The 14,266-nt window shown below is 75.1% G+C and carries 6 protein-coding genes; 1 reads left to right on the top strand and 5 read right to left on the bottom strand.

Annotated elements, in window-relative coordinates:
- Nucleotides 1-30: 30 nt before the first annotated feature.
- The 4 genes from AB0I11_RS05135 to AB0I11_RS05120 all read right to left on the bottom strand — a co-directional run bounded on the left by AB0I11_RS05135 (nt 31) and on the right by AB0I11_RS05120 (nt 10,042).
- The gene (locus AB0I11_RS05135) at nt 31-6,999 is read right to left on the bottom strand and encodes a SpvB/TcaC N-terminal domain-containing protein (RefSeq protein ID WP_357313360.1); all 6,969 of its coding nucleotides are present in this window, start codon (nt 6,997-6,999) and stop codon (nt 31-33) included.
- 136 nt (nt 7,000-7,135) lie between these two features.
- Nucleotides 7,136-7,933: an SDR family oxidoreductase gene (locus AB0I11_RS05130; protein WP_357313356.1), complete on the bottom strand. Its 798-nt coding sequence runs from the start codon at nt 7,931-7,933 to the stop codon at nt 7,136-7,138.
- Nucleotides 7,934-8,000: 67 nt separating this feature from the next.
- Nucleotides 8,001-9,206, bottom strand: coding sequence for a nucleotide disphospho-sugar-binding domain-containing protein (locus AB0I11_RS05125; RefSeq protein WP_357313352.1), 1,206 nt, complete (start codon nt 9,204-9,206; stop codon nt 8,001-8,003).
- A gap of 26 nt (nt 9,207-9,232) precedes the next feature.
- Complete coding sequence (locus AB0I11_RS05120) at nt 9,233-10,042, bottom strand: NAD(P)-dependent oxidoreductase (protein WP_357313348.1); 810 nt, start codon at nt 10,040-10,042, stop codon at nt 9,233-9,235.
- A gap of 208 nt (nt 10,043-10,250) precedes the next feature.
- Here AB0I11_RS05120 and AB0I11_RS05115 point away from each other — a divergent pair, with 208 nt between their 5' ends.
- Nucleotides 10,251-13,025 (top strand): AAA family ATPase, encoded by a 2,775-nt coding sequence (locus AB0I11_RS05115; RefSeq protein WP_357313344.1) that lies wholly within the window; start codon nt 10,251-10,253, stop codon nt 13,023-13,025.
- An 8-nt stretch (nt 13,026-13,033) separates the two neighbouring features.
- On the opposite strand, the gene AB0I11_RS05110 is transcribed toward AB0I11_RS05115, so the two are convergent.
- On the bottom strand, nt 13,034-13,675 hold the full coding sequence (locus tag AB0I11_RS05110; RefSeq protein ID WP_357313341.1) for a hypothetical protein: 642 nt from the start codon (nt 13,673-13,675) through the stop codon (nt 13,034-13,036).
- Nucleotides 13,676-14,266 lie beyond the last annotated feature (591 nt).

The raw sequence follows: 14,266 nt of genomic DNA, 5'->3' as shown, positions 1-14,266 counted from the left end.
CCACTGTTGCGCTCCTTAGCGGTTGGTCCGTCAGAACCCGAGTGAGCCGTAGCCGTAGATCCGGGTCAGACCCGAGTAGGTCTTGCCCAGCACCTCGTTGCCCTTCTCCGCGGCCACTTCGACGCTCTTCACCCCGATGTAGCCGATCGCGACGCCGGCCACGGCGATACCGCACGCCTCCGGCGCGAAGTAGCACATGATCGGGATCACCGTGCCGTTGTGGTCCTTCGCCTCCATGATCCCGACGATCGGGTACGTGGTTTCGACCCCGATCCGCACCACGTCCTTCGCCGTCGGCATCTCGCCGGTGACCAGAAGCTGGAAGCCGATCACCAGCCCGATCGCGGCCATGCTGTTCAGCAGTTCGACGTCCACCGAGCCGCGCTGGCTCGACCGGCCGGCGCTGCCGCGCGGCTTGCGCAGGGTGGAGCGGGCGGTCATGTCGCCGGCCAGGTCCCCGCCCGCGCTGAGCTTGAACAGCGGCTTCTTGATGGACTCGAAGAACTCGCGCTGGTGCTGCGCCAGCCGCGCGTCGCCGGTCTTGTAGTCGATGCCCGCGGCCAGCACGTCCTTCGCCTTGCGGCCGACCAGCTGGTCGGTGCTGGACACGCCCTTCTCCAGGATCGCGACGTCGATGGTGACCGAACCCTTCGGGGCGCCGCCGGGCTTGCCGGCGAAGTCCCAGATGTTGCCGGACGGGTCGACGATCACCTCGGTGACGATGCGGTTGGCGGCCACGTTCGGGGCGTTGAACCGGGCGCTCTCCAGGATTCCCTGCAACATGTCGTGCATCCGGGTGCCGAACGGGCTGCTGCCTTCGCCGGACAGCCGCACCTGCGCGGGTTCCAGGAAGTCGTCCGCGAGCTGCTGCAGGAAGGTGGCGATCGCCTCCACCTGCTGGTCACCGGCGCCGCTCGGATCCTGGAAGCGCAGCGGCGAGCCGGCCGCGAACCGGTAGAGGTTGGGCTGTACCCGCGGTCCCTGCGGGTCGCAGGAGAGCCACCGGCCGAGACCCGGGTGCAGGTAGCGCGCCGCGTGGTAGTTGAGTCCGCTCTCCTCGTCCCGTTCCTTGCCGGCGTAGCGGTAGCGCTTGCGGGTGAAGCTGCCGAAGGAGGTCTCCCCATACGGGGTGAACTCCTCCCGGTTCGTCGGCAGCCCGGCGCCGTCCAGCACCACGGTGGCGCTGCCGACGTGGTCGGCGAGGTGGACCTGGACCGCCGGGCCCGTGTCGGCGGGGTGCGCCGGGCCGACCCGGACCAGGGCGACCCGCCGCCGGTTGTCCAGCACGTGGATGGTGTTGTTCGCCCCGGCCGCGCCGCCGGCCGTGGCGCCGGCCCAGCGGTGGTGCTCGAACACCTCGCCCAGGTAGTGGGTCACCTCGACCGCGCCGCCCTGCCGCCGGACCAGTTTCTTCACCCGCTGCCCGCCGGCGTCGTAGAGGTACTGCGCGTGCACCGACGGCTCGGCGCCGGCCGGTTGGACGGCGAACGAGACGAGCTGGTCGGCGTGGTTCCAGGTGAAGTGCCGCGAGGTCGTCTCGGCGCACAGATTGCCGTTCGCGTCGTACCGGTAGTCGTACGGGGTGCCGCCGGTGGTCACCCGCCGCAGCCGGTTGCTCCCCGGCTCCACCGTGTGCTCGCGGGTGAAGCCACCGGTCGAGGAGTGCGCGAGCCGGACCAGCGAGCCCGCCGCGTCGTACCCGTACGTCTCCAGGTACGGCCGGGTCCGGGTCACGTCGGTGCCGCGCGGCAGGTCCGTCCAGGGCAGGACGTCGGTGGTGACGTCCGACTCCCGGCCGGTCGCCCGGCGCAGCCGGTACGCCGGGTCGTATTCGAACTGCCGGTCCAGCGCGTCCGGGCTCAACGGCAGCCCACCGCCCGGTGTCCGGTCGCGGATGGTGAGCACGTTGCCCACCAGGTCGTACTCGTAGCCGTGGTCCTGGAGCACCTGGCCGTCCCGCGCGCTGTACAGCCGGGCCAGCCGGGACGTGCGGGAGTCGTAGGCCTGCCGGGTGACCACCCCGTTGCCGTACTCGACGAGGGTGCGCTGCCCCCTGGCGTCGTAGTGGATCCGGGCCAGGTGGACGGTGTCGTCGAGCAGCATCCGGTCCAGCTCACCGGAGCGGTTGTACGACGGCCGCAGCTCGCGCCGCCGGCCGTCCACGTCGGCCGGGAGGGTGTGCCGCATGATCCGGTTGAGGGCGTCGAACGCGGTGCTCGTCCGGTACGCGGTGGGTTCGAGCAGGTCGGCCTCGTGCTCGTCGCGGGTGCGTCCCGGCGGCGGCGTCCAGTCGACCCGGAAGGCCGGCACCTGCCAGCCGTGCGCGGCCGCCTGCGCGTACCCGGCCAGGATCGGCCCGTCCGCGATCATCCGGCGGGTCGACTCCCGGACGTTGCCCTTGACGTCCACCGATTCGACGGTGACCAGGCCGGCCTCGTCGTACTGCCGGACCGCCCGCCCGAGCAGGTTGCGCGCCCGGGCCGCGTCCCGCTCGGCGGCCGGCTGGTCGGCCCGGCCGGCGTCGCCGTACTCGACGCGCTGCCGCAGGGTGACCGGGTCGTCCGCGCCGTCGCGGGCCCAGACCCGCACCGGACGGCGGAGCGGGTCGAACGCCGCCAGGTGCAGCGCTCCCCGACCGTCGCGGCTCTCGATCGCGACGTCGGACGCGTCCGGGACGGTGTCCCGCACGCCGGCGTCGACGCTCTCCATCCGCCAGCGGCGGCCGGCCAGGTCGACCCGGAAGCGGAACGCGACCCGGTCCAGCGGGTCGGTGACGGTGACCAGGTTGCCCTGGATGTCGAAGCTGGACCGGGTGACGAACCAGTCGGCCGGGTCGGCGCCGTTGCGGGTGACGCCCCGCACGGTCCGCCCGAGCGCGTCCAGCTCCGCGCTGGCCGGGGTGTTCCAGTGCGAGCGGTACGCCTCGGCCGCGCTGCCGTGGCTGCGACCGGCGTTGTCGTTGGCGTCGTAGGTCCAGCTCTCCCACGGGGTCGGGGTGACCACGTCCGGGTCGGTCAGGTCGACCGGCACGCCGAACACCACGCGCTGTTCGCTGCCGTCCGGCTGGACGGTCCGGACCACCTGGCCGCGCGGGTCGTAGCAGGTGGTGACCCGCTGCCCCAGCTGCGCCTCCCCGGGCGCGGCGAACTCCCAGCCGGTGGCGAAGAACGGCTCGTAGGCGTGCACCGGCTGGCCCTTGTTGTTGTAGACCGTCCAGCCGCTCACCGTCACGTTGTCCGGCGCGCCGGCCGGCCGGGTACGGGTCACCACCGGCCCCACCGGGAGCGACTGGTCGGTGGGGACCACGGCACCGCCGAACTGCGGGTCGCCGGCCAGGGTGTCCTCGGCGAGGGTGCGGGTCTGCACGAGCCGGCCGAACCCGTCCGAGTACTCGACCGACACGATCGCCTCGTCGCGGCGCGGCAGCGGCACGTCCGTCTGGGTGTCGTGATAGGCCCGGTGCACGGTCCGCACCGACGCCGGCTGCCCGCGCTCGGCGAAGGCCCGCAGGTCGTACTCCAGCCGGATGGTGGGCTCGACCGCGTCGCCCTCGCCCGGCGCGCCGCGGTCGTAGCGCGCGGTCACCAGCCCGATCGGCGAGAAGGACACGCTGGTCCGGTTGCCGTTGGCGTCGACCACCTCGCGGGGAAGCAGGACCCGCAGGTCGTACGCCGCCGTGGTGGTCAGGCCGGCGGGATCCACCGCCCGGACCGGCAGCAGGTCGTGCTCGTCGTACCCGAACCGGCTCTCCGCGCCGAACGCGTCCCGCGAGGCGAGCAGCAGGCCGCGGACGCCGTAGCGGTGGCACGCCCGGGTCAGGTAGTAGCCGCCGCCGTCGTACCGGTAGCCGGCCAGCGGCGCGGTCATGGCGCGGAACTCCGGCGGGTACTCGGCCGGCCACGGGTCACCGCCCGCCGGATCCAGGAAGGGCGGCCGGCCGCCCAGCTCGGCGAGGAAGTCGTCGGTGAACGCCAGCGACTCGACGCGCACCACCAGGGCGTGCTCCCCCAACTGGCCCAGGGGCAGCCCGGTGTACGGGTCGCCGTCGTAGTAGCTGCGGGCGTGGCCGACCACCCGCAGCGGCGCGGTGCCCGCGAGGACCGCGTCCCGCAGCGCGGCCACGCTCTGCCGGCCGTCGTCGCGCACCTCGACGCAGCGCGTCTCGCAGACCCGGTCGACGAGGTACCGCCCGGCGTCGTCCCGCTGGGCGTACCGGGTGGTGGTGTAGGTGGCGAGGTAGGGCTCGGCGGCCACCGGGCCGGTGGACCACGGGTCCCGCCCGCGTGGCACGGCGACGTCCAGCTGGCCGGTGGGGTTGCCGTACCGGTCCGGCTCGGTGCTGACGGTGACCCGGGTCATCGGGTCGTCGCCGCGCTCCCACTGGGTGACCCGCCGCGCCACCGGGTACGGGAAGAAGACCCGCCGCGGGCCGGCGGCCGGCTCCTCGCGCAGCCCGGACAGCGCCTCGGTCACGGTGTACGGCCGGTGCTGCCGCGCGCCGCCGTCCAGCGCGTAGAGCTCGGTGCGCAGCACCTGGCCGCGCAGCGCCCGCAGCGCGTCGCGGCGCTCCGGCCGGGCCAGCCCGGCCAGCCACGCGGCCATCGCGGTGGGGCGGGTGAGCCGCGCCGGGTCGCCCGGCCAGTACTCGTGGCTCAGCTCCAGCTCCGCCCAGTCGGCGGCGTCGGCGGCGGCGACGGGCCCGACGTGGAACCAGGTCTTCGTCAGCGTCGGTGGAGTGTCGTAGGTGTCCGCCGGGTCGACCGTCTCGGCGTCCCGCTGCTCGACCATGGCGAAGCCGCGGAACTCCCGTTCCGCCCCGTCCCAGTAGCCGTGGTGGTAGCGGTACTCGCGGGTGACCTGGCCGCCGGAGATCTGGTCGGTGGACCGGACGCGGGCCACCACCTGCACCGGGTACGGCAGCGGGGTGCGCCACCGGGTGGCCGGGTCGGCCTCGTCCCGGCGGTAGTCGACGGTCGACGGCCGGTAGTCCACGGTGGTCCGCGCGCCCAGCTGGTTGTCGACGGTGGACAGCAGGTACGGCTTGCTCCCGCCGGTCAGGTCCAGGAACCGGGGGGCCACCCGGTGGGTCCCGGCCGCGGCCCGGCTCCACAGCAGCCCGGCCATCCCGGTGCCGAGCAGGTCGGCGAGCTGGACGGCGTCCGAGTCGACCAGGTCCGGCGTGCCGGTGACGGTGACCGGCTGCTCGGTCCAGCCGTTGCCGGCCTGGTTGCCCCAGAGCAGGACCCGGCCGTGGTCGAGGTAGACGAGATCGGCCACGCCGTCGCCGTCCACGTCGCCGAGCAGCAACCGCCGCGGGTCGTACCCGGGGGGCAGGCGGGGCGCGTGCCGCATCTGGACGGCCGGCCCCCAGCGGCCGTGGCCGAGGTTGGGCCAGTACGTCACGTTGCCGTCCCGGACCAGCACGATGTCCTGCAGGCCGTCGCCGGTCATGTCGGCGAGGCGGACCTGCGGGTCGGACAGGTCGACCGCCGGCCCGGCCGCGACGGCGGTACGCTGCCAGGCCCGCCGCGGATCGGCGTCGTTGAACCAGCACTCCAGCCTGGTGCCCGAACGCAGCACGTCGGTGAGCCCGTCGCCGTCGAGGTCGACCAGCCGGACGGCCGGGTCGGCGAGGTCCACGCTCGGCGCCTGCCGGTACGGCCGGAACGAGGATCGGCTCCAGCCGGGACCAGCGCGGTCCGCGCCGAAGCTCAGCGGGAAGTAGCCGCTGCGCGCGCCGGCGGTGACGAGCAGGTCGGGCCGCCCGTCGCCGTCCGCGTCGAGGAACCGGACGCCCGCCTGGCTCAGCGCGACCGGCGGCGCCTCGTCGATCGGTCGGGGCAGGTCGAACCGCCCGTCGCCGCGGTTGCGCCACGATCGCCAGCCGGCGCCCAGCTCGACCAGGTCGGGCAGCCCGTTGCCGCGCAGGTCGACGAGGGCCAGCTCCGGGTCGTTCAGCGGGCTCATCGGTAGCCCCGGCCCGCTGATCGGGGTGAAGCGGCGGCCGGCCGGGTCGAACCCGGAGTAGCCGAACGTCAGGGACGGCAGCGCCTCCTCGCGCCGCGTCGGGCCGGACTCGTCGATCCCGACCACCTCGAGGCCGGCGAGCAGGGACACGCCGGTGAACCCGGCCTGCGCGTACGCCAACCGGTACTCGCGGGCCACCCGCTGCTGCCCGTCGGCCGCTCGGGTGACCACCCGTACGGTCCGGCAGCGCAGCGACGTCCGGATCTCGAAGCCGGCCCGGTGGTCCGAGAACGGGTCGGGCCTCGGCTCGTACTCGAACTGCACGGCGACGAGGAACGACGGCTGCGCCGGGTCGCCGTAGTCGCCGTACTCGATGCGGGACAGCAGCGGCTGGTCCCAGCGGTGCCCGTCGGTCTCCCCCCGGTCCCGCAGATAGGTGTAGCGGACCTGGTTGCCCAGCGGGTCCACGGTCCCGGTCACCCGCCACCCGAAGATCCGGTCGGCGCGGTCCGGGTCGCGTACGGTCGCCGGGTCGGGCTCGCCGGCGGCCCGGTGCGGCGTCCCGTAGTGGGTGAGCAGCCCGCCGCGGTCGCGTACCGCCCAGTAGTCGCCGGTGTCGTCGCGGACGTGCTCGATCCGGGCGAACAGCCCCTCGGTCCGGGGGCGGTAGCGGGTCCGGCCCGGGTCGGCCCCGGGCACCGGCACCAGGTCCTCGGCCCCGGACAGCAGGAAGGTGTCCTCGCCCTGATACCTCGGCACCCCGCGCGACGTCTTGCGGGTGACCCCGGGCAGGCTCAACGCCCAGCCCAACCCGAACGGTCCGTTGCCGTGCCCGGTGCTGTAGCCGAGCGCGAGCGTGGGCTGCACGCCACGCCGGCCGGGTGGGATGGCGAGCGGGACGGAGAGGTTGCCGGTGCCGGTGAAGAGGTCGGCCGAGAACGCCTCGCCCATCCCCTTGACCGCGCCGCCTCCCGTCGGCAGCGAGATCACCGCACCACCCGCGACCGGATCCGTGCCGCCGCCGTCACCCATGCCGCCGCGCCCCCTCGGTTGGCTCGACGTCCGCCCGGCCGGCGCCACATCGATCCTCGCGACATTGTCAAGCCGGCAGCGGCGCGGATCTGTCGGGTAGCTGCCCGTCCGGCTATCCGGGAACCGACCGGCGCCGTCAGGGCAGCGAGACGCCACCGTCCACGTTGAGCAGGTTGCCGGTGATCCAGGAGCCGGCCGGCGAGGCCAGGAAGACCACCGCGGCGGCCACGTCGTCGGCGGTGCCCAGCCGGCGCAGCGGCAGGGTGTCGCGCATGTTGCCGAAGACGTCCGTGCTCTCCTGCGACGACATGCCCATCATGTTCACCGCCACCCCCTCGGTGGGGATGGGGCCGGGGCCGATCGCGTTGACCCGGATGCCGTGCGGCCCCCACTCCCGCGCCCAGGAGCGGGTCAGCGAGAGGATCGCCGACTTCGCCGCGCCGGCCGGCGAGTAGAGCGGGAAGCCCCGCTCCGGATCCGGCATGAGGATCGAGATGATGGAGCCACCGCCGCCGGTGATCATGTCCCGGACGAACGCCTGGCTGACGTGGAAGGTGCCGAACAGGTCGATGTCCACCACGGTCCGGAAACCCCGCGCGCTGACCTTCTCCGCCGCCATCCGGAAGTTGCCGGCCGCGTTGTTCACCACCAGGGACACCGGGCCGAGCTGCTCGCGGACGCTCCGGGCCAGGGCCCGCACGGCCCCCTCCTCGCGTACGTCGCAGGGCACCGCCACGCAGGTGCCACCGGTGTCCACCTTCAGCGCCTCGGCCGCGGCGGCGAGCCGCTCGGCGTTGCGCGACGCGATCGCCACGGTGGCGCCGTGCCGCAGCAGGGCCCGGCTGATGCCGTACCCGATGCCGGTGCCGCCGCCGGTCACCACCGCGACCTGCCCGGCCAGCGCATCCGGCGCGAAGACCTGTCGTTCCGTCACGTCGACCCCTTCCTTCGGTCCGGGCGCACGGCCACGAACCAGCTCCCCATCTGCATGCGTCGCCGGCTCACAGCCGGGTCAGCGCGGACACCGCCTCGGCCGGACTGGGCTGGGCGGCGATCTCGGCTCGCAGCCGGGCGGCCGCGCCCGCCCAGCCCGGGTCGGCGAGCACCGTGGAGACCGCGGCGGCGATGTCGTCCACCGTGGTCGCGTCGGCCTTCAGGGCGACGCCGGCGCCGGTGGCGGCGAGCCGCTCGGCGTTGAACGTCTGATCCGGCACCGGCGTCACCATCACCTGCGGTACGGCGCAGGCCGCGGCGGTGAGCATGGTGCCGGCGCCGGCGTGGTGCACCGCCGCGGCGCAGCCGGGCAGGATGAGGTGCAGCGGCGTCTCGGTCAGCAGCCGCACCCCGGCGCCCGGGTCGCCGAGCGCCGCCCGGTCGGACTCCTTGACGGTGACCACGATCTCCACGTCGAGCCGGCGCAGCGCGGCGATGATCTCCGGGACCTGGAAGCCGTCGGCGCCGACCGCCCGGGTGTTCGACATGCTCCAGGACACGCAGACCCGGGGACGGCCGGCCGGCTCGCCCAGCCGGGCCGGCACCGCGCCCGAGCCGTTGTACGGCACGTAGCGCACCGGGATCCGGTCCGGCAGGTCGACGCTCTGCAGGCTCGCCGGGCAGGGGTCGACGGTGGCCGCCGCGTACCGGGGCCGCTCGGGCACGCCCAGGCGGGCGTAGAGGGCGCGCAGCTCGGCGGGCCACTCGGCGGGGTCGGTACCCAGGCCCGGGAAGTGGTCCAGCCCCGGCATGTACGGGCCCCACAGGTGGTGCACCAGCGGGCAGCCGGCGGCCGCCGCGACCACCGGCCCGACCAGCGTCACCGGGTCGGTGACCACCAGCTCGGGGCGCCAGCGGTCGACCAGCTCGACCAGCTCGTCGGCCATCGCGGTGGCGGCCGCCACGTGCGGGACGTGCTGGAGGTTGCGGAAGTCGCGCAGCACCTCCGGGGGCAGCGCGCGCATGCCCTCGACGCTGGCCGGCATCCGGCCCCGGGCCTGCCGGATCCGGTCGTTGAGCCCGGCCACGCCGGCCATCAGGTCGTAGCCGGCGCCGACCGGCGCCACCACCAACCCGGAGCGCAGCACCGGCTCCACCACCGGCGGCTGCCCGGCCACCCGCACGTCGTGCCCGGCGGCGCGGAACGCCCAGGCCAGCGGCACCATCGGGTAGTAGTGGCTGGACCAGGCCATCGGGATGAACAGGACACGCACGGGTACCTCCTCGGTGGGGCGGCCGGTCAGGCCGACCGGCTCAGGGCGAGGTGCCGGTCGATGACGTCCCGGTAGTAGAGCGGGCCGAACTCGGGCAGGTCGGGCAGCAGCCGGCGCAGCTTCGCCAGGGAGACCCGGTACCGCTGGTGGCCGCCGACGAGGCGCCGCCGGGCCTGCACGCCGAGCCGCCGCTCCAGGTGGTCGACGATGTCCTCCACCGGCACCGACCGGCCGGAGGCCACATTGACCACCTGGCCGGCCACCCCGGCGGCGAGCAGGCGGTCGAGGATGTGCACCACGTCGTCCAATGCGATCAGGTCCCGGTGCGCGCCACGGAAGACGTCGACCTGCCCGGCCAGGACGGCCCGGGTCAGGAAGGGCAGCAGCTGGTGGTCCGGCTGGCCCGGGCCCACCACGTAACCGAGGCGCAGCGTGAGATGCCGCACCCCCGAGTCGCGCACCAGCAGTTCCAGGCCGAGCTTGTGCCGCCCGTACGCCGAGCGCGGGGTGACCGGCTCGTCCTCCCGGCCCGGGCAGCCGGGCGCGCCGTACACGTCGGCCGCGGCCGAGGAGAGATAGACCAGCAGCCGGCCGTCGCGGCGGCACCGCGCGGCCACCTCGGCGACCCGGCACCGGTCACGGTGGTATTCCTCGGCGGTGGCGGTGCGGGTGCTGGAGACCCCGGCGGCCAGGACGGTCACGTCCGGGTGCACGTCGGCCAGGCGGGCCAGGCCGCGGCCGAGGAAACCCCGCCCCACCACCTCCATGCCCGTCCGCCCCTCGCCGATCGCCGCAGTGTCGTCGCCGAGCGGACCATCGGGACCTGAAGGATCCACAAAGCCGACCCAACACCCGCCGCCGACGGGCCCGTCCGGCGGGCGATGCGCGGGCCGCCGGCTTGCCGAACCGACGTACGGTGGCAGCCATCGACGGGTATTGCGGTGGAAACACGCGGCGGGCAGACTTCACTCGGCACTGTCGCGCGGTCACTCTTTGCGAGCCGCAACGGAGGAACAACAACGGGTCGACCGGGGGCGTTCGAGGATGACCTTGATCGAGCGGACCGACGAGCTGAACTCGTTGATCGGCGAGTTGTCCAGCACCACCGGCGGCGACGGGCGGGTCGTCCTGGTCAGCGGCCCCACGGCGGTCGGCAAGACCGACCTGGTCCAGGCCTTCGCCCGGGCGGCGAGCGAGCGGGGCGCGGTGCTGCTCTCCGCCACCGCCACCCGCGGCCACCGGGACCGCCCGCTCGGGGTGGTCGCCCAGCTCATGCGGCAGGCCGAGCCGCACTCGGCGCCGCTGCGCCAGCTCACCGAGAACGCGGTGCTGACCGCCACGCTGCACATGCACGGCGCCGACGACGCGCACCAGGTCCGCCCGGCGGTCCTGCACGGCCTCTGGAGCGAGCTGGCCACCCTGGCCCAGGCCCGGCCGATCGTCATCGTGGTCGACGACCTCCAGTACGCCGACGTCTCGTCGCTGAGCACCCTGCTGTTCCTGGCCCGCCGGGCCAGCACCGGCCGGGTGATGCTGGTGTTCACCCTCTCCGCCGACGCCGACCCGGGGCGCTCGGCGCTCCGCGGTGAGCTGCTGCGGATGCCGCACTGCCGGCGGATCCGGCTCGTCCCGCTGTCCCGGTCCGGTCTGGCGGCCCTGCTCGCCGAGGTGCCGGGCATGCGGGAGCGACCCGGCGTGGCCGCCGAGGCGCACGCGCTCACCGGCGGCAATCCGCTGCTGGCCCGCGGGCTGCTGGTGGACAACCGGCGTCCCGCCGGGGAACCGGCGGCCGGGCTGCTGGTGGGTGACGGGTTCACCCGCGCGGTGCTCTCCTGCCTGCACCGCACCGACGGGATCGTCCGGCGGGTGGCCCAGGGCGTGGCGCTGCTCGGCGACGAGAACGACGCGGCGCTGGTCGCCGACCTGCTCGACGTGCACTCCGTGCTGGTCGACGAGGCGATGATCGCGCTGCGCGCGGCCGGCCTGCTCGGCTTCGACGGTTTCCGGCATCCCCGCGCCCGGGCCGCGGTCCTGGAGACCCTCGACCCCGAGGACCTGGTGCACCTGCACGCCCGCGCCGCCGTCCTGCGGCATCGGCAGGGCGATCCGCCGCTGGAGACCGCGCGGCACCTGGTCAGCGCCGGCCATCCGAGCGCGGAGTGGACCATCGGGGTGCTCACCGACGCCGCCGAGCAGGCCCTCGCCCGCGGCGAGCTGGACCTGGCGCTGAGCTGCCTGCGCCTGGCCGACGCCCAGTGCTCCGACGCACGGCAGCGGGCCGCCATCCGCACCACGCTGGCCACCGTGGAGTGGCGGATCGACCCCGGCACCGCCAGCCGGCACCTGCCGGACCTGGCCGACGCGCTGCGGCAGGGGCTGATCAGCGGCCGGCACGAGGCCATCGTCATCGAGTTCCTGCTCTGGTCGGGTCAGCTGGACACCGCGCGCGCGGCGCTGACCCGGCTGGTGGAGCGGCCCGGACCGCCCAGCGGCGAGGCGGCGGTCACCATCGCGGCGCTCCGCCCATGGCTCGGCCACGCCTTCCCCGAGCTGGGCCGCCTGCTGGAGAATCATCAGCCCCGCTCCGCCCTGGTACGCCCGGCGCGGGTGCTCGCCGACCCGACCCTGCACCGGGTGGACGCGTTGGCCGACGCCACGCCGCACGGCGACGGCGTGGCCCGGTCCGAGCAGCTGCTGGCCAAGTGCGACCCGGACGAGCTGACCCTCGGCACGATCGTGACCTCGCTGGCCACCCTGATGTACGCCGACGAGCTGGAGAAGGCCGACTCGTGGTGCGACCGGCTGCTACGGGCCGTCGACAGCCGGCGGGCACCGACGTGGCAGGCCCTGCTGACCGCGATGCGGGCCGGCATCCTCGGCCGGCAGGGCAACCTGCGGGAGGCGCAACAGCAGGCCAACGACGCGCTGAAGCTGCTGCCGGCGGCCAGCTGGGGGGTGGCCCTGGCGATCCCGATCGCCACGTTGATCCTGACCGCGGTGGGGCTGGGCAACCTGGACGAGGCCGCCGCGTGCCTCGGGGTGGCGATGCCCCCGGGGCTGTTCCAGACCTCGTTCGGCCTGACGTACCTGCACGCCCGGGGGCGTTACCACCTGGCCGCCCGGGACGCCTCGGCCGCCCTGGCGGACTTCGAACGGTGCGGGGAGATGTTGCGCCGGTGGGGCCGGGACGAGCCGGCGATGCTGCCGTGGCGCAGCGACGCCGCCCTGGCCCTGCTGGCGCTCGGCCGGCCCGAGCCGGCCCGGGAGTTGCTGCGCGAGCAGCTGGACCTGCTCGCGCCCGGGCAGCACCGGACACGCGGGCTGACCCTGCGGGTGATGGCCGCCGCCGTCGCGCCGGCCGAACGGCTGGCCCTGCTGCACGAGGCGCTGACCCACTTCGAGGCGTCCAGCGACCGGTTGACCCTGGCCATGGTCTTCGCCGACATCAGCCGCACCCAGGAGCTGCTCGGCGCCCGGCCGCAGGCCGAGGCCGCCGCGCGCCAGGCGCAGCTCTGGGCGCGCGAGTGCGGGGCGGAGGCCAGCGTACGGCGGCTGCTGCCGGCGACGGTGCGGGTGGACGTGACGGAGGAGGCGCTGCCCGTCGTGCCCGAGGAACGGGTGACCGACCTGAGCGACGCGGAGCGGCGGGTGGCCGGCCTGGCGGCGTCCGGGCACACCAACCGGGAGATCGCCGATCAGCTCTTCGTCACGATCAGCACGGTCGAGCAGCACCTGACCCGGGTCTACCGCAAACTCAACGTCCGGCGCCGCACCGACCTGCCGTGGGAGTTGCAGACCGAGGGCGGTCGCCGGGGCTGACGGGCTGGTCAGCCGGGCCGGCGCGGTCCGGCCCGGCGCAGCGCCGCCCGGGTGAGCGCGTCGAGGCCGGCGACCGAGGTGTCGTCCCAGGGGCGCCGGACGCCGTCGGCGGCGCTGCCGCAGTCGCCGGCCACCGCCGGATCCCGGCCGTCGCGGGCCAGCAGGGCCAGGTATTCCTGCGCGGTACGGCCGGGCGGCAGTCCCAGCGCCGCGGCCGTCGGCTGACCGGGCGGCGGCCGCAGCCCGTGCCCGGCCAGTTCCTCGTTGACCTCGGCGTCCGCGGCGACCCGCCAGCGGCGCCCCAGCGGGGGGTCGGCTCCGGTCGCCGCGCCGGGCCGCAGCGGCGACCGCCTGGCGTGCCCGCGCACCAGGTGCCCCACCTGGTGCAGCAGTCGCCAGCCGAGTTCGTCGACGGGGGTGAGCAGGGCGGTCACCGGATCCACGTACGCCACCCAACGGGGATCGGCCGGGAAGGCCGCCAGGCGGCGGTCGCGGATGGCGATGCCGGAGCCGACGTCGCGCGCCGGGCGCACCGAGGTGATCACGGCCAGGACGGCGGTGGCCGCCGAAGGCACCCGGCGCACCGCCCACAGCCGGGCGGCGGCGAGCCGATCCATCACCTCGTCCAGTTCGACCGGGTCCGGCCTCACGACCTACGCCCTGGGCGGTGTCCGCCGTCCACACCGGTCGGCCCGGCCGGGGCCGGTGGCCTCGTCCTCGGTGGAACCGGCGCGGAGTCCCGGTGGCGTCCGGGCCGGCGGCGGTCCGTCCGGACACCGGTGCCGTGGTCTCCGCACGGATCTCCGACCCGGCCGGTCGCGGCCCGGGCCCGCCGCCGGCCGGCACGGGGCCCGGACGCCGGCTGCGGGCCCGCCCACGCGCTGCGTCCGTCCCGCCGGGCGCGGATGTCGGCCATGCCAGTCCTCCCCTGTTCCCGCGCGGCCACCCGCCCGCCGGCCGGGCAACGTCGACCGGCCCGCGGCGGTGGTGGTGACCGGCGCGCCGGTCCGGGGCGTGCAGGACCTCCCGCCGCGTGTGCGTGGGAGGGCCGGCGGGGTCAGCGGGCGGGGAATTCCTACCGACCGCGCGAATCGCGGTCGGAGCCTTCCCCGCCAGGTCCGCACGGGCGAGCGCGCCGTCAGCCGACCATTCCACCACCGCGATGGTGGTCCCGATGGCGAGGCCGCCCCATTTGCCGCGCCTCGGGGCCTACTGCGGACGAAGACCGTGAATTCATAGTT

Origin of the sequence: Micromonospora sp. NPDC050495, assembly GCF_040655175.1 — a bacterium.
Classification (GTDB): domain Bacteria; phylum Actinomycetota; class Actinomycetes; order Mycobacteriales; family Micromonosporaceae; genus Micromonospora.
This window is presented reverse-complemented; position numbering and strand designations above follow the sequence as displayed.